22 protein-coding genes are annotated in these 25,467 nt (G+C 59.1%); 9 read left to right on the top strand and 13 right to left on the bottom strand.

Annotated features, from left to right (window positions below):
- Positions 1–32: 32 nt before the first annotated feature.
- From CKW32_RS24930 to CKW32_RS24920, 3 genes are all read left to right on the top strand, one after another.
- The gene (locus CKW32_RS24930) at positions 33–338 is read left to right on the top strand and encodes a chorismate mutase (RefSeq protein WP_032884681.1); all 306 of its coding nucleotides are present in this window, start codon (positions 33–35) and stop codon (positions 336–338) included.
- 159 nt (positions 339–497) lie between these two features.
- Positions 498–854, top strand: a complete 357-nt coding sequence (locus CKW32_RS24925; RefSeq protein ID WP_032884679.1) for a hypothetical protein — start codon at positions 498–500, stop codon at positions 852–854.
- Positions 855–924: 70 nt separating this feature from the next.
- On the top strand, positions 925–1,422 hold the full coding sequence (locus CKW32_RS24920; protein ID WP_032884678.1) for a GreA/GreB family elongation factor: 498 nt from the start codon (positions 925–927) through the stop codon (positions 1,420–1,422).
- Here the strand turns inward: CKW32_RS24920 and gdhA are convergent.
- Together gdhA and ettA are read right to left on the bottom strand one after the other, a co-directional pair.
- Entirely contained in the window at positions 1,419–2,756 is a 1,338-nt protein-coding gene (gdhA, locus tag CKW32_RS24915; protein ID WP_032884677.1) for an NADP-specific glutamate dehydrogenase, read from the bottom strand. The two genes, CKW32_RS24920 and gdhA, sit on opposite strands and share 4 nt — an antisense overlap.
- Before the next feature lie 349 nt (positions 2,757–3,105).
- Entirely contained in the window at positions 3,106–4,770 is a 1,665-nt protein-coding gene (gene ettA / locus CKW32_RS24910) for an energy-dependent translational throttle protein EttA (protein WP_032884676.1), read from the bottom strand.
- Positions 4,771–5,055: 285 nt separating this feature from the next.
- On the opposite strand from ettA, the gene CKW32_RS24905 reads away from it, so the two are divergent.
- Both CKW32_RS24905 and glyA read left to right on the top strand, forming a co-directional pair.
- Positions 5,056–8,907, top strand: a complete 3,852-nt coding sequence (locus tag CKW32_RS24905; protein ID WP_095186244.1) for a bifunctional diguanylate cyclase/phosphodiesterase — start codon at positions 5,056–5,058, stop codon at positions 8,905–8,907.
- A 221-nt stretch (positions 8,908–9,128) separates the two neighbouring features.
- Positions 9,129–10,382 (top strand): serine hydroxymethyltransferase, encoded by a 1,254-nt coding sequence (gene glyA / locus CKW32_RS24900; protein WP_032884674.1) that lies wholly within the window; start codon positions 9,129–9,131, stop codon positions 10,380–10,382.
- A 185-nt stretch (positions 10,383–10,567) separates the two neighbouring features.
- Here glyA and yjiA read toward each other — a convergent pair whose 3' ends face one another.
- The 3 genes from yjiA to CKW32_RS24885 all read right to left on the bottom strand — a co-directional run bounded on the left by yjiA (position 10,568) and on the right by CKW32_RS24885 (position 13,955).
- Positions 10,568–11,527 carry a GTPase gene (yjiA, locus tag CKW32_RS24895; protein WP_095186243.1) on the bottom strand — a complete coding sequence of 320 codons (960 nt, stop codon included), beginning with the start codon at positions 11,525–11,527 and terminating at the stop codon, positions 10,568–10,570.
- Positions 11,528–11,675: 148 nt separating this feature from the next.
- The gene (locus CKW32_RS24890; RefSeq protein WP_003176208.1) at positions 11,676–11,873 is read right to left on the bottom strand and encodes a YbdD/YjiX family protein; all 198 of its coding nucleotides are present in this window, start codon (positions 11,871–11,873) and stop codon (positions 11,676–11,678) included.
- 15 nt (positions 11,874–11,888) lie between these two features.
- Positions 11,889–13,955, bottom strand: coding sequence for a carbon starvation CstA family protein (locus CKW32_RS24885; protein ID WP_095186242.1), 2,067 nt, complete (start codon positions 13,953–13,955; stop codon positions 11,889–11,891).
- Between the two features lie 174 nt (positions 13,956–14,129).
- Here CKW32_RS24885 and CKW32_RS24880 point away from each other — a divergent pair, with 174 nt between their 5' ends.
- Positions 14,130–14,498, top strand: a complete 369-nt coding sequence (locus CKW32_RS24880; RefSeq protein WP_095186241.1) for a PilZ domain-containing protein — start codon at positions 14,130–14,132, stop codon at positions 14,496–14,498.
- Positions 14,499–14,502: 4 nt separating this feature from the next.
- On the opposite strand, the gene CKW32_RS24875 is transcribed toward CKW32_RS24880, so the two are convergent.
- The 4 genes from CKW32_RS24875 to katB are packed head-to-tail and all read right to left on the bottom strand — an operon-like array spanning position 14,503 to position 18,784.
- A complete protein-coding gene (locus CKW32_RS24875) occupies positions 14,503–15,228 on the bottom strand; it encodes a hypothetical protein (protein WP_095186269.1) in 726 nt (241 codons plus the stop codon).
- Positions 15,229–15,244: 16 nt separating this feature from the next.
- Positions 15,245–16,612 carry a DNA repair protein RadA gene (gene radA / locus CKW32_RS24870; protein WP_032884669.1) on the bottom strand — a complete coding sequence of 456 codons (1,368 nt, stop codon included), beginning with the start codon at positions 16,610–16,612 and terminating at the stop codon, positions 15,245–15,247.
- A 35-nt stretch (positions 16,613–16,647) separates the two neighbouring features.
- Positions 16,648–17,187 (bottom strand): ankyrin repeat domain-containing protein, encoded by a 540-nt coding sequence (locus CKW32_RS24865; RefSeq protein ID WP_032884667.1) that lies wholly within the window; start codon positions 17,185–17,187, stop codon positions 16,648–16,650.
- Between the two features lie 55 nt (positions 17,188–17,242).
- The gene (katB, locus tag CKW32_RS24860) at positions 17,243–18,784 is read right to left on the bottom strand and encodes a catalase KatB (RefSeq protein WP_032884665.1); all 1,542 of its coding nucleotides are present in this window, start codon (positions 18,782–18,784) and stop codon (positions 17,243–17,245) included.
- Between the two features lie 287 nt (positions 18,785–19,071).
- On the opposite strand from katB, the gene mscL reads away from it, so the two are divergent.
- Positions 19,072–19,488, top strand: coding sequence for a large-conductance mechanosensitive channel protein MscL (mscL, locus tag CKW32_RS24855; protein WP_032884664.1), 417 nt, complete (start codon positions 19,072–19,074; stop codon positions 19,486–19,488).
- A gap of 46 nt (positions 19,489–19,534) precedes the next feature.
- Here mscL and CKW32_RS24850 read toward each other — a convergent pair whose 3' ends face one another.
- Entirely contained in the window at positions 19,535–20,311 is a 777-nt protein-coding gene (locus CKW32_RS24850; RefSeq protein WP_095186240.1) for a ferredoxin--NADP reductase, read from the bottom strand.
- Positions 20,312–20,682: 371 nt separating this feature from the next.
- Here CKW32_RS24850 and CKW32_RS24845 point away from each other — a divergent pair, with 371 nt between their 5' ends.
- Entirely contained in the window at positions 20,683–21,393 is a 711-nt protein-coding gene (locus CKW32_RS24845; protein ID WP_095186239.1) for a LuxR family transcriptional regulator, read from the top strand.
- Positions 21,394–21,549: 156 nt separating this feature from the next.
- Entirely contained in the window at positions 21,550–22,674 is a 1,125-nt protein-coding gene (locus tag CKW32_RS24840; protein ID WP_095186238.1) for a methyltransferase, read from the top strand.
- A 69-nt stretch (positions 22,675–22,743) separates the two neighbouring features.
- On the opposite strand, the gene CKW32_RS24835 is transcribed toward CKW32_RS24840, so the two are convergent.
- Genes CKW32_RS24835 through CKW32_RS24825 form a run of 3 tightly spaced genes read right to left on the bottom strand, consistent with a single transcriptional unit; the run spans position 22,744 to position 25,372 of the window.
- Positions 22,744–22,911, bottom strand: a complete 168-nt coding sequence (locus CKW32_RS24835; RefSeq protein WP_081797589.1) for a DUF2474 domain-containing protein — start codon at positions 22,909–22,911, stop codon at positions 22,744–22,746.
- Between the two features lie 12 nt (positions 22,912–22,923).
- Entirely contained in the window at positions 22,924–23,931 is a 1,008-nt protein-coding gene (gene cydB / locus CKW32_RS24830; protein ID WP_032884660.1) for a cytochrome d ubiquinol oxidase subunit II, read from the bottom strand.
- Position 23,932: 1 nt separating this feature from the next.
- Positions 23,933–25,372 carry a cytochrome ubiquinol oxidase subunit I gene (locus CKW32_RS24825; RefSeq protein ID WP_032884659.1) on the bottom strand — a complete coding sequence of 480 codons (1,440 nt, stop codon included), beginning with the start codon at positions 25,370–25,372 and terminating at the stop codon, positions 23,933–23,935.
- Between the last annotated feature and the right edge of the window lie 95 nt (positions 25,373–25,467).

The following is a 25,467-nucleotide window of genomic DNA, read 5'->3' as shown; positions in this document are numbered from 1 at the left end:
GCATTGCCCGCACAATCAGGAGTTCACTCGACATGGCCGTTACCTGCACCACCCTTGAAGACGTTCGAAACAACATCGACCGCCTCGACCAGCAAATCGTCACCCTTCTGGCCGAACGAGGCCGCTACGTATCACAGGCAGCACGCTTCAAAAAAGACACCGATGGCGTCAAGGCCCCACAGCGGGTTGAGCAGGTGATCACCAAGGTGCGGGAATTATCGGAGACCGTGGGCGCAAACCCCGAGGTAACCGAGCAGGTCTATCGCGCAATGATTGCGGCATTCATTGAGCAGGAATTGGCGGAACACAGGGCTTTGGCGAACAGCCAGGCCACATAGTCTTTTGTGATGAGGGAGCCCAGCTTCCTCATCACCGGTTCGGCACTCACCGACCGATCTCATCGTGCTCCACACCTTTCTCACACCCCTTTCACACCTCCCCGACAAATCCCTATCTAGACTTGCCCTATCAGCCGTTAAACGGCCAGGGAGCAAGCAATGTGGCGGTATGCAGTAATACTGTGTGCGATGGTGTGGCTGGCGGGTTGTCAATCGACTCATCAGGAATTGCTGGCCAGAGGTTATCCACCGGCCTTCGCCGATGGATTTGACGATGGCTGCAGCAGCGGTCGCCAGGCCGCCGGGGTGATTTCCGGGGAGTTTCGCAAAAATGTCCCGCGCTACCTGAAAGACCGGACATACGCCGAAGGCTGGGAGGACGGCTTTCGCCAGTGCAAGGCCATGCGTGAAAACGAAGAACTGCGCGACTACAAGGACAATCACTGGGACGACCGTGAGCGCGCCTGGCAGCACGAGAAGGATCGCGATGCCGCTCGGGCCTATCGCTCGCAATAGGTCGCTTTCAGACATCCATCGAAACTAAAGCGCAGCGAACATGGCCCAAGCTCCATAGAGGGAGAACGTCATGAGCCGAGCTTTTGTAAATGAGGATAACGCCGCCGCCCAAGCTGATCAGCCAGTGGAGCGTCAGGTCAGTGAGCAACCCAATCACTTGACCGCGCAAGGGCTGGCGCAGTTACAGGCCAAGGTTGCGCAGTTGAAGGCTGAGCACAGTGCCGAATCTGCCAAGGGTGAGCAGGCCGATAAGCAGCGCCAGGCCGATCTTGAGCGGGATTTACGCTACTTCAACCAACGCGTCCAGAGCGCCCAGGTCGTGGCGCTGGCCACCGGCACCGACAAGGTGCAGATCGGCAGCTGGGTGACCTTCGCCAATGAGCATGACGAGCAACAGCGCATCCAGTTGGTCGGTGAAGACCAGGCCGACGCCAGCACAGGCCTGATCAACTGGGGTTCACCCCTGGGCCGCGCGTTGCTGGGCGCCCAGGTGGGTGATGAGGTGCTGTGGAAGCGCCCCGTTGGCGATCAGCTGATCGAAGTGCTGCGTATCGAAGCCGAGACCTAGACGATGCCTTGGGCCAGCATCGCGTCGGCGACTTTCACGAAGCCTGCGATGTTCGCGCCCTTCACGTAGTTGATGCGGCCGTTTTCTTCGCCGTAGTGCACGCAAGCGTGGTGGATCGACTGCATGATGTTGTGCAGCTTGCTGTCCACTTCACCAGCGGTCCACAGCAAGCGCATGGCGTTCTGCGACATTTCCAGGCCACTCACCGCAACGCCGCCGGCATTGGATGCCTTGCCCGGTGCGAACAGAATGCCCGCCTCGATAAAGATATCCACAGCCTCAAGCGTTGTAGGCATGTTGGCGCCTTCGGCCACGCAAATACAGCCGTTGCGCAGCAAGGTGCGGGCGGCGTCGGCGCCGAGTTCATTCTGGGTGGCGCATGGCAGGGCGATATCGCAAGCCAGGTCCCACGGCGTTTGCCCCTTGCGGAACTCCAGGCCGAAACGCTCGGCCAGTTCGCTGATGCGCCCACGCTGAACGTTTTTAAGCTCCAGCAGCGCCGACCATTGTTCCTCGGTCAAACCACTTTCGGCGTACAGGGTGCCTTCGGAGTCAGACAGGGAAATCACCTTGCCGCCCAGGTCCATAACCTTGCGCGCCGCGTATTGGGCGACGTTGCCTGAGCCGGAGACCGCCACACGCTTGCCCTCGACCCGTTTACCGTCGCGCTTGAGCATCTCTTCGGCGAAGTACACGCAACCAAATCCGGTCGCTTCCGGACGGATCAGACTCCCGCCGTAGGTCATGCCTTTGCCGGTCAACACGGAGGTGAACTGGTTGCTCAGGCGCTTGTACTGGCCAAACAGGAAGCCGATCTCACGTGCACCCACGCCGATATCGCCAGCCGGCACATCCACATCCGCACCGATATGGCGGTACAGCTCGCTCATGAATGCCTGGCAAAAACGCATGACTTCGGCGTCGCTCTTACCTTTTGGATCAAAGTCCGAGCCGCCTTTGCCGCCGCCCATTGGCAACGAAGTCAGGGAATTCTTGAAGGTCTGTTCGAAGGCGAGGAATTTCAGCACGCCCAGGTTCACCGACGGGTGGAAACGCAGGCCACCTTTGTAGGGGCCGATGGCGCTGTTCATCTGGATACGGAAACCGCGATTGACCTGGACCTTGCCGTGATCATCGACCCACGAAACCCGGAACGTTATCGCTCGTTCCGGCTCGCAGATGCGCTCCAAAATACCCGAGGTCAGGTAATGGGGATTGGCTTCAAGAAACGGCCACAGACTGCGTAGGACTTCTTCTACAGCCTGGTGGAATTCTGGCTGGTCTGGGTCGCGTTTTTTGAGGCGGGCAAGGAAGGATTCGACGGATTCGATCATGAAAAGTCTCGGCAAATTGATTGTTTTTAAGGGAGATTGAGCCGGACTTTATCAATTCATGTCGCACCGCGACAGGGCAAAATGTCGCCTTTGTGAATTTAAATGGTGCATTGGATATAAATAAACACAGGAAACAGGGATTTTTTGCACTTAAAAGAGGATTACCAAGGCAGGTTACGCACCAGCAGGGAAATAGCTATCGGGGGCAAGCCCCCTCACACATTTTGGATGTGTTCACAAATCAAATGTGGGAGGGAGCTTGCTCCCGATAGGGCCATCAAAAACACTGCAAAACCCCAGCGCAAAAAAAAGCGGAGCCCGAAGGCCCCGCTTTTTTCAACCAGCCGGATCAGGCCAGTTTTTTGTGCCGTACACGGTGCGGCTGGGCAGCAGCTTCGCCCAAACGCTTTTTACGGTCCGCTTCGTACTCGGTGTAGTTACCTTCGAAGAACACCGCTTGTGAGTCGTCTTCGTACGCCAGGATGTGGGTCGCGACGCGGTCAAGGAACCACCGATCGTGAGAGATCACAATGGCGGCGCCAGGGAAGTCCAGCAGGGCTTCTTCCAGGGAACGCAGGGTCTCAACGTCGAGGTCGTTGGATGGTTCGTCGAGCAGCAGCACGTTGCCGCCCTCTTTCAGAGTCAGGGCCAGGTGCAAGCGACCGCGCTCACCACCGGACAGGTCCTTGACGAACTTCTGCTGATCGCCGCCTTTGAAGTTGAAGCGGCCAACATAGGTGCGCGACGGAATTTCATAGTTGCCGATGCGGATCTGGTCAGAGCCGTCGGAGATTTGCTGGAACACGGTCTTGCTGCCGTCGAGGTCATCACGGCTCTGGTCCACACAAGCCAGTTGCACGGTTTCGCCGATCTCGATGCTCCCCGAATCCGGCGTTTCCTTGCCCATCAGCATGCGGAACAGCGTGGATTTACCCGCACCGTTACCGCCGATAACGCCGACGATCGCGCCTTTTGGCATGGAGAACGACAGGTTGTCGATCAACACGCGGTCGCCATAGCCTTTGGAAACGTTCTTGAATTCGATGACCTTGTCACCCAGGCGCGGACCGGCCGGGATATAGATCTCGTTGGTTTCGCTGCGCTTTTGGAATTCCTGGGACTGCATTTCTTCGAAGCGTTGCAGACGTGCCTTGGATTTGGACTGGCGGGCCTTGGCGCCTTTGCGCACCCACTCCAGTTCTTCCTTCATGGCTTTTTCATGGGCCGATTGCTGCTTGGATTCGGCGGCCAGACGATCGGACTTGGCTTCCAGCCAACCGGAGTAGTTGCCCTCGTACGGGATACCGGCGCCACGGTCGAGCTCAAGAATCCAGCCGGCCACGTTGTCCAGGAAGTACCGGTCGTGCGTGATCGCAACCACGGTGCCCGGGAAATCGTGAAGGAAATGTTCCAGCCAGGCGACGGAGTCGGCGTCCAAGTGGTTGGTTGGTTCGTCGAGCAGCAGCATGTCGGGGGCCGACAGCAGCAGACGGCACAGGGCCACACGACGCTTTTCACCACCGGACAAGAATTCGACCTTGGCATCCCAAGCCGGCAAGCGCAGCGCATCGGCGGCGACTTCCAGTTGGCGTTCCAGGTTATGACCGTCACTGGCCTGCAGAATGGCTTCGAGCTTGGCCTGTTCGGCGGCCAGCTTGTCGAAGTCGGCATCCGGCTCGGCGTAGGCGGCGTAGACTTCGTCCAGGCGCGCCTGGGCGTTTTTGATCACGCTGACCGCTTCCTCGACCACTTCACGCACGGTCTTGGTTGGGTCCAGGATTGGTTCCTGCGGCAGGTAACCGATGTTCAGTTCCGGCATCGGGCGAGCTTCGCCTTCGAACTCGGTGTCGACGCCGGCCATGATTTTCAGCAGCGTGGACTTACCCGAACCGTTGAGGCCGAGCACGCCGATTTTGGCGCCGGGGAAGAAGGACAGCGAAATATTTTTCAGGATTTCCCGCTTCGGCGGAACAACTTTTCCCAGCCGATGCATGGTGAAGACGTATTGAGCCATGGTGAACCTAGCGTCAGTGACTGATGAATTAAGCGGGCGAAGCCCGTGCCAAGCCATGCGCCGCGCGGGCCGTTGACTATCATCAATGCCAGCGAGCGAAAAAAGCCTGAGTATCTGGGGCTGGAACGCCCCCGCGTAACCGGCAAAGCTACCTCAATGCGCTTGGTCAGTCCAGCCAAGCAGGGCTGGCACTTTGCCACAAGTCAAGGCATGCTAGCCGCCCTCCGGGCGTCCGGCTTATAGTGCACGTCGCGCGCCAGTCCAGCCAAACCGCAGGATCACAGCTTGTCCAAAGTCACGCCGCCAACTCCCTTGCGCGCCGCTCATATAGCGCCGGGAGCGCCCCTGCACGGCACCCTCAAAGGCGCATTGGCGACGCTCGTCCTCATGCTGCTCGCCTTATTGTTCTGGCAACTGCTGGACCAACTGCAGCAAAACCAGAAAAACCAGCAGCAATACACCATCGACTACAGCGCCGACCTGGCTGAGCAGATCAGCCTGAACATGGCCCTGAGCGCAAAAATCGCCTTGAACCTGCTACCGATGGTCGAGCCGCCGCGCGACATTGAACAGCAACAGGCCCTGACGCGCACGCTGCAGCGCTCGCTGCCGGAGCTGCGCAGTATCGCCCTGCTCGCGCCCAGCGGCGCGATGATCAGTGACAGCGCCAACGACAGCCAGGACAGCGCCTGGCTGGAAGAACTGGTGCAGCGCAGCCACGGCCAACCGTATTACCTGAGCAATAACGAAGACGGCACCATCATCTATCTGCTGCTGCACCAGCCCAGCGGCGGCTCAAGAATGTACTGGGCGCTGCGCCTGGCACCTAACTACTTGGTCAACCTGACCCGCCAGGACAGTCAGGGCCAGCGCCCCATGTGGGCCATCGAGAACAGCCTGAACCACCGCGTCGTCAGCCGTGACAGTGGCATGCCGGCGCAATGGTCCAGTGCCCTGACCCCGGATGACTTGAATAAAAGCGTGCTGGTCACCCCCCTGAGCAAAAGCGACTGGCAGTTGCGCGGCATGTTTGACCGCGCAGCCGTGCTGGAACAACTGCTGCCGGCGTTTATCGGCAAATGCCTGTTGGGCCTGGCCTTCTCGCTGATCCCCGTAATCGTGCTGCTGAATATGCGTCGCCGCCAGCGCCAGGTGCATGAAGGCCGGCGGCGTTATCAGGATATTTTCGAAGGTACCGGCGTCGCCCTGTGCGTCCTGGACCTGTCAGGCCTGAATGCGTTTTTTGCCAAGACGCACTTGCAGACCCGCGAACACCTTCACGCCTGGCTCCAAAACAAACCTGAAGAATGCAGGCAACTGCTCGCCGAGCTGCGCATCACCGAGATCAACCAAGTGGCGGTGCGCCTGCTCAACGTGGACTCGTGCGAGAAGGCTTGGGAGCGGCTGATCGATGATTGCCCACACAACAGCACGTCCATCGGCCATCAAATACTCGAAGCGGTCCTGACCCAGCAGAGCCAGCTTGAACTGGAGATCCAGCTCAATGATGTGGTCGGCAACGAGCAATACCTGTGGCTGGTGATGCGCCTGCCGGAGCAGCAGGACGATTTCAAGGCGGTGATCCTCAGCATCAGCGACATCACCAGCCGCAAGCTGATCGAACTGTCGCTGGTGGAGCGTGAGAGTTTCTGGTCGGACGTGGTGCGCACCGTGCCTGATCACCTGTATGTGCAGGACGTGGTCAGCCAGCGCATGATTTTCAGCAACCACCATTTGGGGCAAACCCTCGGCTACGTAAAGGCCGAACTGCAGCAAATGGGCGAGTACTTCTGGGAAATCCTGCTTCACCCTGAAGACGCCGAGTATTACCACGATTTGCGCCAGCAACAGCGTCAGGCCGGCTACGCGACGCAGTTGCACTGCCAGTTGCGCTTCCGCCATCGCAATAACCAATGGCGGCGCTTTGATATTCGTGAGCAGGCCCTGGCCCGTGATAAAACGAGCCAAGTCACCCGCATCATTGGCGTCGCCAAAGACATCACCGACCAGATCGAAGCCAGCGAATCCCTGCGCGACAGCGAACAGCGCTATCGCATGCTCGCCGAAAGCATCAGTGACGTGATCTGCTCCACCGACAGCAAACTGGCCCTCAACTACATCAGCCCGTCGGTCAGTGCGGTGCTGGGGTATGAAGTGGACTGGGTGTTCAAGAATGGCTGGCAGTCGATCATCGCCAACCCAGCGCAATTGGCGGGTATTTACAGCCTGATGGAACAGGTCAGCCGTGCGCTGGGCGACACCGATGCGCTCAATAAGCTGCGCGATGAAGTGCAGACCCAGCTGTTCCTGTTTGACTGCCTGCGCGCCGACGGGCGTAAAGTGCCGATCGAACTGCGCCTGGTACTGGTGTGGGACGAGCATGGCGCCTTCGAGGGCATTCTGGGCGTCGGCCGCGATATCAGCCAACAACGCCGCGCCGAGAAAGACCTGCGCATGGCGGCCACGGTATTTGAGCATTCCACCTCGGCGATCCTGATCACTGACCCGGCGGGCTATATCGTGCAGGCCAACGAGGCATTCAGCCGAGTCAGCGGCTACGAAGTGGCGGACGTACTCGACCAGTTGCCGAACATGCTGACCGTGGATGAACAGCAGGAAGCCCACCTGCGCTACGTACTCAAGCAATTGCACCAGCACAGCACCTGGGAAGGCGAAGTGTGGCTCAAGCGCCGCAACGGCGAGCACTACCCGGCGTGGGTCGGCATTACCGCCGTGTTCGACGACGAAGGCGACCTCGCCAGTTACGTATGCTTCTTCAGTGATATCAGCGAGCGCAAGGCCAGCGAGCAGCGTATTCACCGCCTGGCGTATTACGACGCCCTGACCCACCTGCCCAACCGCACACTGTTCCAAGACCGCCTGCACACCGCGTTGCAGTCTGCCGAGCGGCAGAAGTCGTGGGTCGTGCTGATGTTCCTCGACCTTGACCGCTTCAAGCCGATCAACGACTCCCTTGGCCACGCCGCCGGCGACCGCATGCTCAAGGAAATGGCCACTCGCCTGCTCGGCTGCGTGGCCGAAGACGACACTGTCGCGCGCATGGGCGGTGACGAATTCACCTTGCTCCTGCAACCACGGGTCAGCCGTGAAATGGCGCTGAACCGCGCGATTCACGTGGCCGAACAGATCCTCGCCAGCCTGGTGAAACCCTTTGTGCTGGAAGGCCGCGAGTTCTTTGTGACCGCCAGTATCGGCATCGCCCTCAGCCCTCAGGACGGCAACGAGCTGAGCCAACTGATGAAAAACGCCGACACCGCCATGTATCACGCCAAGGAACGCGGCAAGAACAACTTCCAGTTCTACCAGGCCGACATGAACGCCAGCGCCCTGGAACGCCTGGAGCTGGAAAGCGACCTGCGCCACGCCCTGGAGCAGAACGAATTCGTGCTTTATTACCAGCCGCAGTTCAGCGGTGATGGCAAACGCCTGACCGGCGCCGAAGCCCTGCTGCGCTGGCGCCATCCGCGTCGCGGGCTGGTGCCGCCGGGGGACTTTATTCCGGTGCTGGAAGAGTTGGGCCTGGTGGTGGACGTGGGCGACTGGGTGATCAGCGAAGCCTGCCGCCAGCTCAAGACCTGGCATCAAAACAAGGTGCGCGTGCCGAAAGTCTCGGTGAACATCTCGGCGCGGCAGTTCTCCGACGGCCAACTGGGCACTCGCATTGCCACCATCCTCAAAGACACAGGCCTGCCGCCGGCGTGCCTGGAGCTGGAGCTGACCGAAAGTATCCTGATGCGCGAAGTCAATGAAGCCCTGCACATCCTCGACAGCCTGAAAAACCTGGGCTTGAGCATTGCGGTGGACGATTTTGGCACGGGCTATTCATCGCTCAACTACCTCAAGCAGTTCCCCATCGATGTGTTGAAAATCGACCGCACCTTCGTCGATGGCCTGCCGTCCGGCGAACAGGACGCGCAGATCGCCCGGGCGATTATTGCCATGGCCCACAGCCTCAACCTGGCGGTAATCGCCGAGGGCGTGGAAACCCATGAGCAGTTGGATTTCCTGCGCGAGCATGGCTGCGATGAGGTGCAGGGTTATCTGTTCGGACGACCGATGCCGGCGAATCGGTTCGAGGCGCAGTTCAGCAATGATGCCCTCTTCATGTTCGACTGATGGTTTGTGGTGAAGCCACTGGCCTCATCGAGGGCAAGCCCCCTCCCACAGGGGAATGCGTTTCAAATGTGGGGGGACTTACCCCCGATTAGGCCGGCAATGACACCGCTCATCCCTAAGTGAATCCCACTTGTCCGCGACTTGATGTCCTTTCATATGCCATCTAAAACCCATTGGGTTAGAATGCCCTCCTTTTCTGCCCCCGATCCTTGAGGACCGCCATGTTCAGCCGTGATTTGACCATTGCCAAGTACGACGCCGATCTCTTCGCCGCCATGGAGCAAGAAGCCGTGCGCCAGGAAGAGCACATCGAGCTGATCGCTTCGGAAAACTACACCAGCCCTGCGGTCATGGAGGCTCAAGGTTCGGTTCTGACCAACAAGTACGCCGAAGGCTACCCAGGCAAGCGCTACTACGGCGGTTGCGAGTACGTCGACGTGGTTGAGCAACTGGCCATCGACCGTGCAAAAGAACTGTTCGGCGCCGATTACGCCAACGTCCAGCCACACGCCGGCTCCCAAGCCAACAGCGCCGTGTACCTGGCCCTGCTGCAAGGCGGCGACACCATTCTGGGCATGAGCCTGGCACACGGCGGTCACCTGACCCACGGCGCCAGCGTTTCCTCCTCCGGCAAGCTGTACAACGCCGTTCAATACGGTATCGATGCCAACGGCCTGATCGACTACGACGAAGTTGAGCGCCTGGCGGTTGAACACAAGCCAAAAATGATCGTGGCCGGTTTCTCTGCCTATTCGCAGATCCTGGACTTCCCACGCTTCCGTGAAATCGCCGACAAGGTTGGCGCCTACCTGTTCGTGGACATGGCTCACGTGGCCGGTCTGGTCGCCGCGGGCGTCTACCCGAACCCGGTTCCATTCGCTGATGTGGTAACCACCACCACCCACAAGACCCTGCGCGGTCCACGTGGCGGCCTGATCCTGGCTCGCGCCAACGCCGAGATCGAGAAGAAGCTGAACTCCGCTGTATTCCCAGGCGCCCAGGGTGGCCCGCTGGAGCACGTGATCGCCGCCAAAGCGATCTGCTTCAAGGAAGCACTGCAGCCTGAGTTCAAGACCTACCAGCAACAAGTGGTCAAGAACGCCCAGACCATGGCCAGCGTGTTTATCGAGCGCGGCTTTGACGTAGTGTCCGGCGGTACTGAAAACCACCTGTTCCTGCTGTCGCTGATCAAGCAGGACATTTCCGGCAAAGATGCTGACGCTGCCCTGGGCAAAGCCTTCATCACCGTGAACAAGAACTCGGTACCGAACGACCCACGCTCTCCGTTCGTCACCTCGGGCCTGCGCTTCGGCACCCCTGCTGTGACCACTCGTGGCTTTAAAGAAGCAGAGTGCAAGGAACTGGCCGGCTGGATCTGCGACATCCTGGCAGACCTGAACAACGAAGCCGTGATCGACGCGGTCCGTGAGAAGGTCAAGGCCATCTGCAAAAAACTGCCGGTATACGGCGCTTGATTGCAGTTGCTTGAATAAAAAGCCCGGCTCTTGAGCCGGGCTTTTTTATACCAATTGTCCAGTTTGAAATGCGCCCAAGTGTGGGAGGGGGCTTGCTCCCGATAGCAGTGTATCGGTCACATATGGGTTTACTGATCCACCGTCATCGGGAGCAAGCCCCCTCCCACCGTTGACTGCATTACAAGTCAGGGTTGGTAAACCTTGGCAAAGCCTTCGCGGATTTTGTCTTCCGGCAATTCATCGGCAATAAACACGATCACACTCTCCCGCGCTTCCCCCTCGGCCCATTCGGTGTCCCAATCGAACCCGTAGAGCTTCAGCACGCCCTGAAACACCATGCGGCGGTCTTCGCCGGCAATGTTCAGCACGCCCTTGTAGCGCAGCAGTTGCTTGCCGTGGTCTTCCAACAGCTCATTCATAAACTCGCTGAGGCGGTCGATATCCAGCGGCTGGTCGGTGCGCAGCACCAGGCTGGAAATACGGTCGATGGACGGGGCCTTGCTCACCGGGCGCAAGCTCATGCCGGCGTTGAGGTTGAAACCACGAACATCGAGCAGTTCGGCCAAATCAATCTTGCCGTGCTCGACCACGCGAATCGGCGCGCGGCGGTTGATGCGGGTGAGGCGATCACTCAGCGCCTCGAAGGTGGCGTCGTCCACCAAATCACGCTTGCTCACCAGCAGCCGGTCGGCAAAACCGATCTGGGCCTGGGCGATGGTCTGGGTCAGGTGGTGCTCGGCGTGGGCCGCGTCCACCAGGGTGATGATGCCGTCGAGGATGTAGCGCTCGCGCAGTTCTTCATCGATGAAAAAGGTTTGGGCCACCGGCGCCGGATCGGCCAGGCCGGTGCACTCGATCACCAGGCGATCGAAGGCGATCTCGCCGCTGTCCAGGCGCTCAAGCAGCAGATAGAGAGCCTTGGTGAGGTCGGTGTGGATGGTGCAGCACACGCAGCCGTTGGACAGGGTCATGACTTGCACCGGTTCTTCGCCCAACAACTGGGTGTCGATACCGGCATCGCTGAATTCGTTTTCGATCACGGCGATTTTCAAGCCGTGCTCGGCCTTGAGCAGATGGCGCAGCAAGGTGGTCTTGCCGGCGCCGAGAAAGCCGCTGAGTACGGTCACTGGAATGGGAGAGGACAAAAAATTCTCCTTGAAGGAACACTGAAACAAATGTGGGAGGGGGCTTGCCCCCGATAGCGGTGTGTCAGGCACTTATCTGTCACTGACACACCGCTATCGGGAGCAAGCCCCCTCCCACAGTAGATCACCACCAGCCCGAACTAACGGGTCAGCAGCACTTGGGCCCACCCTTGCCGCCGTATCGGGCCTCCTGACGTTCCCGGAAGAACGCCTTGTAGTCCATCATCGGCTTGTCTGGGTGCTTGGTTTGCATATGCTCGACGTACGTGTCGTAGTCGGGCATGCCGACCATCAAGCGCGCGGCCTGACCGAGGTATTTACCGAGGCGACTGATGTCATTGAACATGTTTGCAATCCTCGGTTATGCGTCGGGTACTGCCTGGAACGGGGCTTCTTTATCCGTACGCTCTTTGTTGCCCCAGGCGGCGACGCCAACCTTGAGCGCATAGAACAGGATGCTGAACACCACGAACAGGAACAGCGCCGTCAGCGTTGCGTTGGTGTAGGCGTTCCAGATCACGTGCTGCATCTGGTCGATGCTCTTGGCCGGGGCCAGGATCTGACCGTTAGCCAGCGCGTCACTGTACTTCTTGGCCAGCGACAGGAAGCCAATCGCCGGGTTGGCGTCGAACAGCTTGATGAAGCCTGCGGTGGTGGTGCAGATCAGCAGCCATACCGCCGGCAGCATGGTCACCCAGATGTAGCGTTGGCGTTTCATTTTGATCAGCACAACCGTCGCCAGCATCAGCGCGATACCGGCCAGCATCTGGTTGGAGATACCGAACAGCGGCCACAAGGTATTGATACCGCCCAGTGGGTCGATCACGCCTTGGTACAGCAGATAACCCCACATCGCCACGCAACCGGCGGTCGCGATCAGGTTGGCGGTCCAGGATTCGGTGCGTTTGAGCGCCGGCACGAAGGAGCCAAGCAAGTCTTGCAGCATGAAGCGACCAGCTCGGGTACCTGCGTCAACAGCCGTCAGAATGAACAGCGCTTCGAACAGGATCGCAAAGTGGTACCAGAACGCCATGGTGGTTTCACCCGGCAGTACGCTGTGCAGGATCTGCGCGATACCCACCGCCAACGTCGGTGCACCGCCGGCACGGGCCAGGATGGTGGTTTCACCGATGTCATGGGCCACGGCCGACAGTGCCTCAGGGGTAATTGCAAAACCCCAGCTGCTGACGGTTTGTGCCACGGTAACCACATCGCTGCCGACTACGGCGGCTGGGCTGTTCATAGCGAAGTAGACGCCAGGCTCGATCACCGAAGCGGCAACCATGGCCATGATGGCAACGAACGACTCCATCAACATGCCGCCGTAACCGATGTAGCGGGCGTGGCTTTCATTGGCCAGCAACTTGGGCGTGGTGCCCGAGGAGATCAGCGCATGGAAACCCGAGACCGCGCCACAGGCGATGGTGATGAACAGGAACGGGAACAGGCCGCCCTTCCACACCGGGCCGGTGCCGTCGATGAACTGGGTCAGGGCCGGCATTTTCAGGTCTGGCATGGTGACCAGGATGCCGATTGCCAAGGCGATGATGGTGCCGATTTTCAGGAAGGTTGAGAGGTAGTCACGCGGCGCCAGGATCAGCCACACCGGCAGTACCGCCGCGACAAAACCGTAACCGATCAGCATCCAGGTGATCTGGATCCCAGTGAACGTGAAGGCCTTGGCCCAGACCGGATCAGCGGCAATTTGCCCGCCCAGCCAGATCGAGCCGAGCAGCAACAACACGCCGATGATCGAAATTTCACCAATGCGGCCCGGGCGGATGTAGCGCATGTAGATGCCCATGAACATCGCGATCGGGATGGTCGCCATCACCGTGAAGATGCCCCATGGGCTCTCGGCCAGGGCCTTGACCACGATCAGCGCCAACACCGCAAGGATGATGATCATGATCAGGAAGCAGCCGAACAGCGCGATGGTCCCCGGAATACGGCCCATCTCTTCACGAACCATGTCCCCCAGGGAACGGCCGTTGCGACGGGTCGACAGGAACAGAACCATGAAGTCCTGGACCGCGCCGGCCAGCACCACGCCGGCAATCAGCCAGAGCGTGCCGGGCAGGTAGCCCATTTGCGCCGCCAGTACCGGACCGACCAGCGGGCCCGCACCGGCAATGGCCGCAAAGTGGTGACCGAAAAGGATGTGTTTGTTGGTCGGCACATAGTCCAGACCGTCGTTGTTGATCACTGCGGGGGTAGCCCGCCGTGGATCGAGTTGCATCACGTTGTTAGCGATGAACAGGCTGTAGTAGCGATAAGCAACCAGGTAGATGGCCACAGCAGCGACCACAATCCACAAGGCGTTGATCGCCTCGCCTCGGCGCAAGGCCACTACGCCCAGGGCGCACGCTCCTACGATTGCCAGCACCAGCCAGGGTAGATGGCGTAGCAGGCTATTATTATTTTTCATTTTTATATTCCAGCCAGGGTGGACAGAAAGGACAGCCGTTCGGAGTTTAGCGCTGTTGGCCTTAAAGGCCACCCCCCTACGTTGGTCTAGAGCCTTGCAACGAAGAAAAAACCAGAAAAAACGGCCCAATGATGGCGCAGGGCTACAATCCTTTTATCCACAGAGGGTTTCACCATGACCGAGCAAGCGTCTGATCGTCGCCGTTTTCGCCGGATTGCCTTTGATGCCAAGACCGAACTTCGGCAAAACGGCAACGAATGGCCTGTGCAATTGGTGGATTTATCGCTTAAGGGCCTGTTGGTGCAACGGCCTGAAGAGTGGAAGGGAAATAAGGCGCTGCCGTTCGCGGTCGACATACGCCTGGATCCCAAGGCGCATATAAAGATGCAAGTACGGCTAACCCACGAAGCAGCAGGTCAACTGGGGTTTGTGTGCACAGACATCGACCTGGACTCGATCAGCCACTTGCGGCGGCTGATCGAGTTGAACCTAGGCGATCAGGAGGAACTGGAGCGAGAGCTGGGCGCGCTGCTGGAAGTGTGATGGCTCAGGGGAACGCACTACGTGCGGGAAAATCACTTTCCATGTCCCAGTAACCCTTCTTCTGACTTGAGGCGCCGTGCCACTGCCCGTCGACAAACCGATAGGTCTGATAACGGGTGGCAAAGTCATCCTCACCGTCACCGTCCATAAATGATGACACCTGCAGCAGTTCATCCGCGCCGCCGTTGGCTGGCGTTGCGATCATCCACGCAGCCTTGCCGGTATGAGCCAGGGTCAGCGCATGGACTTTGCCGTCGGCGCCCTGGTAACTCAACGGCTTGAGTTGCTGCTTGCCGGGCAGCAGTAACTGCGTGGCAGGCCCGCTGTAGCTGCCCATGGGGGCGGTCTGATCGATGGTCAAAAAATACACAGGCTCGGGCAGCCCTTTGAGCGGGGCTTTCTTGACCTCGGCCAAGGGGTAGCCGAGGTCTTCGTGAGCTATCACCTCGCCAGAGGCCGATACCCACCGCACCTGGGCTTCGAGTAGCGGGTTTTCGACCAAATCGCCGGGCTCGTCGAACGAGTCTTCATCCAGCCCACTGCCCCAACTGTCCTTGTGCAGTTGGGGGCTGATGCGCTGGTCTTCGAGCACCTGCAGCACACTGCCCTCTGGCGTCACCAGCGTTTGCGCCAGGCGATAGCCCGTTGGCAGCTCCGCCCAGGCCATGGCGGGCAAGCTGGCCAAGGCGATAAACAGGGCGACTACACCCCAGTGATTCGATCGTTGCATCGCGTCCATCCCTGAATTATTCGAAAAGTGCATCCAATGCCTGTTCCAGGCGCGTGACCCCAATCACCTGCAATCCTGGCGGCATTTCCTTCGGCGCGTTGCCCTTGGGCACAATCGCGCGTTTGAAGCCGTGCTTGGCCGCTTCCTTCAAGCGCTCCTGACCGCTCGGCACCGGACGCACTTCGCCGGACAGGCCGACCTCCCCAAATACCAAGAGGTCGTGCGGCAGAGGCCGGTTACGCAAGCTGGACATCACCGCCGCCATCAAGGCCAGGTCGGATGCGGTCTCCAGCACCTTGACCCCACCCACCACGTTGAGGAACACATCCTGATCGTGGGTCGGAATGCCGCCATGACGGTGTAACACCGCCAGCAACATCGCCAGGCGGTTCTGATCCAGCCCCAGCGTGACCCGGCGCGGGTTGGCCAAATGGCTGTCATCCACCAATGCCTGGACTTCCACCAACATCGGTCGGGTGCCTTCCCACGTCGCCATCACCACACTGCCTGGGACTTCTTCCTGGGCACGGGTCAGAAAAATCGCCGAAGGGTTGGAGACTTCTTTCAGTCCCCGGTCAGTCATGGCGAATACACCCAGTTCGTTCACTGCGCCGAAACGGTTTTTCACCGCCCGCAGCAAGCGCAGTCGACCATCGGACTCGCCTTCGAAATACAGCACGGTGTCGACCATATGCTCCAACACTCGCGGCCCGGCCAGCGCGCCTTCTTTGGTCACGTGGCCGACCAGGAAGATCGCCGTGCCGCTCTGCTTGGCATACCGCACCAGTAGCGCTGCACTTTCGCGCACCTGGGACACACCACCCGGCGCCGATTGCAACTGCTCGGTGAAAATCGTCTGGATCGAGTCGATCACCATCACCTTTGGCTTTTCGATACGGGCCGTGGCGATGATGCTTTCGATGCAAGTCTCGGTCATGACCCGCAACTGATCCTGAGGCAAGCCAAGACGGCGTGCGCGCATGGCCACTTGTTGCTGGGATTCTTCACCGGTCACATATAACGCCGGCATGCGGCTGGCAATGCTGCACAGGGTTTGCAGGAGGATGGTCGATTTACCGATGCCAGGGTCGCCGCCGATCAGCACCACCGAGCCGTCCACCAGGCCGCCGCCCAGCACACGGTCCAGTTCACCTGAGGCGGTGGAGAAACGCGGGATTTCTTCGACGCTGACTTCGGCCAGGGTCTTGATCTGCGCCTGCTGCCCAGTCCAGCCGGCGCGGCCCGTGGGCGCCGCAGCGCCGCCGCTTTCGATCATGGTTTCGGTCAGGGTATTCCACGCACCGCATTCGCCGCACTGGCCGGCCCACTTGGGAAAGGTCGCGCCGCACTCCGTGCAGCCGTACATGCGCTTGGCCTTTGCCATTTGAGAACCTCCAACCGAAAAACCGCGATGATAGCTCAGCGCGGCGCCGGGGTCCGGATTTCACCGCTGGCCAATCGCGAAGCACTGTTGCCGATCGGGTCTTCGGCGTTGAGGTCAGCGCCTTTGGCTTTCAATTCATCAAGCAATTCGACGCGCTTGAACAGGCCTGCATACATCGCGGCCGTCTGCCCGGCGCCGTTGCGTTGGTCGGGGTTGCAATCGGTGGCCAGCAGGCGCTGGGCAATGTTCAGCTCGCCTTTGAAGATCGCGCCCATCAGCGCGGTGTTGCCACGCTTGTCCTGTACACAGGCGTCGGCACCGGCACTGAGCAAACGCTCCACAAACCGGCCCTGGCCGTGATAGGCGGCGAGGATCAACGCGGTGTAGCCCTTTTCGTCCTGGGTGTTGAGGCTGTAGCCAGACTCAATAAAGGTGTTGAGCATATCGAGGTCACCACGGCGGGCGGCGTCGAAGTAATAATCCTGCAACTGTGCCTTGAGTGCTGCCGGTTCGGGGGATTCGGCATGGGCGACAAAAGCCAGCATGGCCATCAGCAAACCGATAGAAATACGCATGGGTTTCTCCTGCCATGGGTCGACGCCCCAACCGGCGCGTCGACCGTCACCAATGTCAGTCAGTCAATTTTTCAGCCAGCGCCTTGACGCGGGCCAGGTCACCCTTCGCGACCTTGGCCACGCCGGTGCCGTATGCCGGGTCCGCTTTGTAGAGGAACGAGAGGATGATGTGCTTGCTCTCGTCATCCGTGGTGGCCAGTGAGCCGCCGAAGTTGTCGATCAAGTCCTGCTGCTCTTTTTTGGTGTATGAGCGATACAGATCACCGGCCTGCTTGAAGTTCTGCTCGCGCTGAATCTTCGCCTGCTGGGTGCTACCAGACAGTGCCGTCTGGCTGTAGCGCGCGGTTTGCGGCTCTTCGCGGTTTTCCAGGCGGCTTGGCTGGTAGTTCACGCCGCTGGTGGTCTTGCCGAAGTTCATCGCGCCGTCCTGGTTACCGTTGTTGACGGTGACCCGTGGGGCATTGATCGGCAGTTGCAGTGCATTGGCACCCAGGCGGTACATTTGGGTGTCGGCGTAGGAAAACACCCGGCCTTGCAGCAGGCGGTCTTCCGACGGTTCGATGCCGGGCACAAGGTTGGCCGGGGCCATGGCGACTTGCTCGGTTTCCTGGAACACGTTCGCCGGATTGCGGTTCAGCACCATCTGCCCAACTTTGCGCTCAGGCACGTTCGGCCAGATCTTGGTGGCGTCCAACGGGTCGAACTCAAACTTGGCCAAGTCTTCGGGCTTGAGCACTTGCACATACAAGTCCCACTTGGGGAAATCGCCCTTGTTGATATGGGTGACCAAGTCATTAGTCATATGGCTGTAATCACGACCTTGCACTTCGGTGACTTGCTTTGGATCAAGGTTCTTAATGCCTTGCAGGCTCTTCCAGTGGAACTTGACGTAATGCACTTCGCCTTTGGTATTAATCAATTTGTAGGCATGTACGCCATTACCGTCCATTTCCCGATAACTGGCGGGCGTGCCAGAGTCCGAATACAACTCGGTCAGCGTGCGCGTGGCCTCGGGTACATGTGAGAAGAAGTCAAAGCGACGGGAGTCATCATCCAAGTTCGTGCGCGGGTCAGGCTTGAACGCATGCACCATGTCCGGGAACTTGATGGCGTCACGAATAAAGAAAGTTGGGAAGTTATTGCCGACCAAGTCCCAGTTACCGTCAGCGGTGTAGAACTTGGTGGCAAAACCGCGCGGGTCACGCAGGGTTTCCGGGGAATGGTTGCCGTGAACGACGGCCGAGAATCGCACAAATACCGGGGTGGCTTCGCCAGCGGCGAAAACTTTGGCCTTGGTCAGGTCGCTCAGGTTATCAGTCACCGTAAACGTGCCGTGGGCGCCGGTGCCCCGGGCGTGCACCACGCGCTCCGGAATGCGTTCGCGGTCGAAGCGCTGCAACTTCTGAATGAGCTGCACGTCTTGCAGCAGCACCGGGCCATTGGCGCCGGCGGTTTGCGAATTCTGGTTGTCGCCGACGGCCGCGCCGTTATCTCGCGTCAGGTTGGCGGCTTGCACCGAAAGAGAAAGCAGACTGGCAGTCGCCAGCAACAGCGCATGTCGCGCCAGCACTGGACTGCGGCTCATTGGGTTGTTCATCGAGGTTTCCTCTGGTTTTTTTAGTGCACATTCAGTTGTGCTTGCCAGAGGCTAGTGACCTGGGAGTCAGAAGATAAATAGAAAAACCCCACCAGGGCGATTAAGAAATTAATGTGGTAACCCACTGAAACAGCGAGTATTTCGCGCGCGATTGGTGGCACTTTGCAAACTATTTGCGTTTTAATGTGTCGATTAAAATTAACAGTATTAACAGTTGTGTCGCACAAGCCCTATACGACTGACTTACACTGTGCTTCACCCTTCTCATCTGTAACAAGGAATAACCTATGAGCGTGATCAGTGAGTTCAAGGCCTTCGCGGTCAAAGGTAATGTGGTCGACATGGCCGTCGGTATCATCATCGGCGCAGCCTTCGGCAAAATTGTTTCCTCGTTTGTCGGCGACGTGGTGATGCCGCCCATTGGTCTGTTGATCGGTGGTGTGGACTTTGGTGACCTGGCGGTCACCCTCAAGGCGGCCCAAGGCGATGTTCCCGCCGTCGTGCTGGCCTACGGCAAGTTCATCCAGAGCGTGATCGATTTTGTCATCGTCGCCTTTGCGATCTTCATGGGCGTGAAGGCCATCAACCGCCTCAAGCGCGAAGAGGCCGTAGCACCTAGCCTGCCGCCGACGCCGACCAAGGAAGAACTGCTGCTGGGGGAGATCCGCGATCTGCTCAAGGCACAGAACGACAAGCCGCTTTAACCCGAATCGGCTTAAAAAAAGGCGCCTGCTTGAGGCGCCTTTTTTATTACCAGTAGTTTTCCACCGCCACCTGCCCAGGCCTGCGGCTCAGGCTCAGTTGCATGTCACGCTGCTTGAGCAACTGGCGGGTGTCATCAACCATCTGCGGGTTGCCGCAAATCAGCACGCGGGAATGCTCCGGGCTCAGCTCTACGCCCGCTGCGCGCTCCAGCTCACCGTTTTCAATCGAGGTAGTAATGCGCCCGCTCAATGCGCCTGGATGGTGCTCGCGGGTAACGAGTGGGATGTAGGTCAGTTTGTGCGCGTACTCGGCAAGGTACTCACGCTCACCCAGTTCCTTGATCAGCGACTGATAGGCCAGTTCCTTGGCTTCCCGTGCGCTGTACACCAGCACGATCCGCTCGAATTTCTCCCAGACTTCGAAGTCCTGCAGGATCGACAAAAACGGCGCGACTCCGGTCCCTGTCGCCAACATCCACAAGTCACGGCCATCGACGAACCGGTTCAAGGTCAGGAACCCCGTAGCCTGGCGTTCCACCATCAAGGTATCGCCCACGCGCAGGCGGCTCAGCTCGCTGGTGAACTCGCCTCCAGGGACCACAATCGAGAAGAAGTCCAAGTGCTCATCAAACGGCGAGGAAACTATCGAGTAAGCGCGCCACACCGTAGTACCGTCCGCCTTGGTCACGCCCAGACGCACGAACTGACCCGCAGTAAAACGGAACCCAGGGTCGCGAGTGGTTCGCAGCGTAAACAGGCTGGGGGTCAGCGATTGCACATCGAGCAAGGTCTGGCGGGTAAATTTCTCAGCACTGGCCGTCATGGGGGGCTCCGTTCTACAGGTGCCCTAGTGTCCCTCAAAGTCGCGCACGGAAACACCGGTGGTTTGTAGTGGCATCGCGCAGCCCCTAAGTAGTGGCAATTTAGTAGCAACCCAACCCATTGGCTATTAGTCCCTCTGCTCTAGCTACAAGCCCACTCTAAGTTGATCATTCAACTCACTAAAAAATCGAAAAAAACCAACTAAGCGCCGTTACACCCCTTTTGCCGTCCTTAAAAAATCTTCTTAACCCCCCTGCGTTCAAGAGCGAAATTTTCCTCTTGCACCGTAAGTAATGTCCTACACTCCTTTCCGTGCATTTGGGAGTTCAGGAGGTATCCCATGTCTTGTAGACCCCACATGGAGAGTTACCAATGGTTAACTGGCGTAATACACGTCTTCCCAAACTGGAAGGTGAAAGCGAGGCCACCACTCTTTTCGAGATAGCCCTCAACCACACCTTCGCACTCGGCTTCCAATACTGTTCCTTTACGATGAGTTCACACCTACCCAACAATCGAACGAAGCCCGTTCGCTTCAATAACTATCCAGATGAGTGGAACAATCTTTACAACCAAGCGCACTTCTTTGAAGTTGATCCTGTGGTAACGCATTGCAAACGCTCTGTATTACCCATCGTCTGGGAGGAAAAAACGTTTAAAGACTCACCCAACTTATGGTCTTTGGCTCAGTCGTTTGGTGTGCATCTGGGTTGGACCCAAGCAGTGCATGATTTCCAGGGTGTGTTCAGCATGCTTACCCTGGGTCGCAGTAAAGGTGCCGTGACTCCGGAAGAGCTCTACGAAAAAGCTGGCCAGGTCCTGTGGCTTTGCCATGCGATGCATGCGGCTGTGGCGCAGACTTACGCGGCCAGCCCCAGCATCAACCCTGCGAAAAAATTGACCTCGCGCGAGACCGAAATCCTCAAATGGTCAGCCATGGGCAAAACTGCCGCAGACATTGCCACCATCCTGTGCCTTTCCGAACGTACCGTGGGCTTTCACATCTGCAGTTGCTTCAAAAAGCTGGGGGTCAACAACAAGATCGCCGCCGTGCTCTGTGCCTCGAAAGCAGGGCTGTTTTAACCGCCCTTGAAACACCGCATGTAATCCCCGTAGAAAAAAAGTAACATTTACGCCCAATTCTGAGTGCAGGGCCCCTTGGGGGCCCGCCTGTAGTTCACTCAGACGGTTGCGCAGGTCACTGCCGCCGCCCATCGATTACCCAGAGCCTCCCCCGCCATGCCCCTGCTCGACAGCCCCTTCGCCCAGCTCGATCTGATCCGCCAGCCAGAGCAACATAACGATCCGCTGCAAGCCTTCGATGCGGCCGACGAATACCTGCTCAGCCACCTGGCCGGACAACAGCCGAGTGCAGCGACACGCGTGCTGGTACTCAATGATAGTTTCGGTGCCTTGGCGGCCAGTCTTGAAGGCCAGATGCAGGTCACCTCCAGCGGCGACTCGTTTCTCGCCGCCCAGGGCCTGGAGAAAAACCTGGTACGCAATGGCAAGGCGTTTGATGGCGTGACTTTCGTGCCTGCCCACCAAGTGCCGACCGGCCCCTTTGAACGAGTTCTGATCCGCGTCCCCAAAACCCTGGCACTGTTGGAAGAACAGCTGATCCGCCTGCAAGGCCAACTGGCACCGGGCGCAGAGGTCATCGCCGGGGCGATGGTCAAGCACCTGCCCCGTGCGGCCGGTGAGTTGCTGGAGCGTTACATCGGGCCGATGCACGCCTCCCTTGCGGTAAAGAAGGCACGGTTGCTGATTGCCACTCTGGAAGATCGCCCCGCGGCAGTCTCGCCCTACCCAACGCGCTATCAGCTTGAAACTCCCGCTATCGAACTGCTCAACCACGCCAACGTATTCTGCCGCGAAGGCCTGGACATCGGCACCCGCGCCTTCCTGCCGCACCTGCCCAAAGGCCTGGGCAGTGCGCGCGTCGCGGACCTGGGCTGCGGCAACGGCGTGCTGGCGATTGCCAGCGCGCTGCAAAACCCGGACGCCCATTACACCTTGCTCGACGAGTCGTACATGGCCGTGCAATCAGCCCTTGAGAACTGGCAAGCCGCCCTCGGCGAACGGGAGGTGACCGTGCGTGCTGCCGATGGCCTGGCCGGCCAGGCCTCGGACTCTCTGGATGTGGTGCTGTGCAACCCACCGTTCCACCAACAACAAGTGGTCGGCGACTTCCTCGCCTGGCGCATGTTCCAGCAAGCGCGGGAAGCGCTGGTGGTGGGCGGCGCGCTTTATATAGTCGGCAACCGCCACCTGGGTTATCACAGCAAATTGGCGCGACTGTTCCGCGGTGTCGAGCAAGTGGCCGCCACGCCGAAATTCGTCATCCTCAAAGCGCGCAAATAAAAAAAGCCCTGCCTCTCCAAAGGAAAAAGCAGGGCTTGAAAACCGGGCCGCAAAGCCCGGATCGGGATGTCAGTGGGTGGTCAGGCCGGCCGCATTCATGAACATGCGCATCAGGCTGGCCACGACGAACAGTGCCAGCACACTGCCGGTCCAGATCATCGCCAGCCACCCCAGACGCCGCCACAACGGCTGTTTCTCGCCCTCTTCAATCTCGTGCAACGTAGGTTTGCCGGACATGCCACAACCCTCCTAGTGATAGCCGTCTTCGTGGGTGACCTTGCCGCGGAACACGTAGTAGCTCCAGAAGGTGTAGCCCAGGATGAACGGGATGATGAACAGCGTACCCACCAGCATGAAACCCTGGCTTTGCGGCGGTGCGGCCGCGTCCCAGATCGATACGGATGGCGGAATGATATTTGGCCACAGGCTGATCCCAAGGCCGCTGTAGCCGAGGAAAATCAACACCAGCGTCAACAGGAACGGCGTGTAGTGGGCATTACGCGCCACCGCGCGGATCAACCCGTACATGGTCACCAGCACCAGGATCGGCACCGGCAGGAACCAGAACAGGTTCGGCAGGGTGAACCAGCGCGTCGCGATTTCCGGGTGCGCCAGCGGCGTCCAGATACTGACGATGCCAATTACCGCCAACACAACGAATGCCAAGGGCCGCGCCAGGTTGTGCATCTTCTCCTGCAACGGGCCTTCGGTTTTCATGATCAACCAGGTGCAGCCGAGCAAGGCATAGGCCACGATCAACGCCACGCCGCAGAACATCGTGAACGGTGTGAGCCAGTCCAGTGAGCCACCGGCAAACTGGCGGTCCACCACCGGAATCCCGTCGATAAACGCCCCCAACGCTACGCCCTGGAAGAACGTGGCCGTCAGCGAACCGCCGATAAACGCCTTGTCCCACAGGTGGCGCTTGTGGTCCTTGGCCTTGAAACGGAACTCGAAGGCCACGCCACGGAAGATCAGCCCGATCAGCATCAGGATCAGCGGCAGGTATAGCGCCGACAACACCACCGAATAGGCCAGCGGGAAGGCGCCAAACAACGCTGCGCCACCGAGTACCAGCCAGGTTTCGTTACCGTCCCAAACCGGGGCGACGGTGTTCATCATCACGTCGCGGTCGACTTTGCCCGGAATAAACGGGAAGAGGATGCCAATGCCGAGGTCGAAGCCGTCCATCACGACGTACATCATGATGCCGAAGATGATGATCACGGCCCAGATCAGCGGAAGATCAATACCCATCTCAATGCCCCTTGTGCTGGATGTCGACGTGGTCGTCATCGTTGCCGTCATCGGCAGCCGACAACGGACGGGCCGGTGTGCGTTTCTGGCCAGGGCCACCGTGGGTCGGTTCAGTACTTTCGTGGGTCACAGGGCCTTTGCGTACCAGGCGCATCATGTAGCCCAACCCGGCGCCGAACAGCGCGAAGTACACCACCACGAACAACACCAGGGTAATCGTCATCTGCGCCAGGCTATGCCCGGATGAAGCATCCGCCGTGCGCATCAACCCGTAGACCACCCAAGGCTGGCGGCCGATTTCGGTGGTGAACCAACCGGCAAGAATCGCGATCAGGCCGGACGGGCCCATCCACAGCGCCAGGTACAGGAACGGCTTGGACGTGTACATCTTGTCGCCGCGACGCAGCCACAGGCTGAACAGACCGGTGAAGATCATCAGGAAACCCAGGCCGACCATGACCCGGAACGACCAGAACACGATGGTCGAATTGGGGCGGTCTTCAGGCGGAAACTCCTTGAGCGCTGGCACTTGTTTGTCCAGGGAGTGGGTCAGGATCAGGCTGCCCAGGTAAGGAATTTCCACCGCGTATTTGGTTTTTTCGGCCTTCATGTCGGGCCAGCCAAACAGAATCAGCGGGGTCGGCTCATTGCCTTTGTTTTCCCAGTGGCCCTCAATCGCCGCGATTTTTGCCGGCTGATGCTTCAGGGTGTTGAGGCCGTGGAAGTCACCGATCACCGCCTGGATAGGCGCCACGATCAGCGCCATCCACATCGCCATCGAGAGCATTGTGCGGATCGCCGGGTTGTCCTTGCCGCGCAGCAAGTGCCACGCCGCCGAGGAACCGACAAAGAAGGCCGTGGCAACAAAGGCCGCTGTGGCCATGTGCGCCAAGCGGTAAGGGAACGATGGGTTGAAGACAACGGCGAACCAGTCGGTTGGAATCACCCGGCCATCGATGATTTCAAAGCCTTGTGGCGTCTGCATCCAGCTGTTGGACGACAGAATCCAGAAGGTCGAGATCAACGTGCCCACGGCCACCATCACGGTGGAGAAGAAGTGCAGCTTGCGCCCGACCTTGTTCCAGCCGAACAGCATCACCCCAAGGAAACCGGCCTCAAGGAAGAAGGCGGTGAGCACTTCGTAGGTAAGAAGCGGCCCGGTGACGGCGCCGGCAAAGTCCGAGAAGCGACTCCAGTTGGTGCCGAACTGATACGCCATGACCAGGCCCGAGACCACGCCCATGCCGAAGTTGACCGCAAAGATCTTCGACCAGAAATGGTAGAGGTCGCGGTAGGTGTCGTTGTGGGTCTTGAGCCACAAGCCTTCCAGCACCGCGAGGTAACTGGCCAGGCCGATGGTGATCGCCGGGAACAGGATGTGGAACGAGATGGTGAACGCGAATTGAATTCGGGCGAGATCTAGCGCCTCCAAACCGAACATAAGTCTTCCTCTGTCAGGTAATACCGGCTGCTGGCGGAAGCCTGCACCCACTGCCCCCACGGATATGGAGTGTGGCGAATTTCAATTCGTTTCTT

The sequence above is a fragment of the Pseudomonas sp. Irchel 3H9 genome, from assembly GCF_900187495.1.
Classification (GTDB): Bacteria; Pseudomonadota; Gammaproteobacteria; order Pseudomonadales; family Pseudomonadaceae; genus Aquipseudomonas; species Aquipseudomonas sivasensis.
This window is presented reverse-complemented; position numbering and strand designations above follow the sequence as displayed.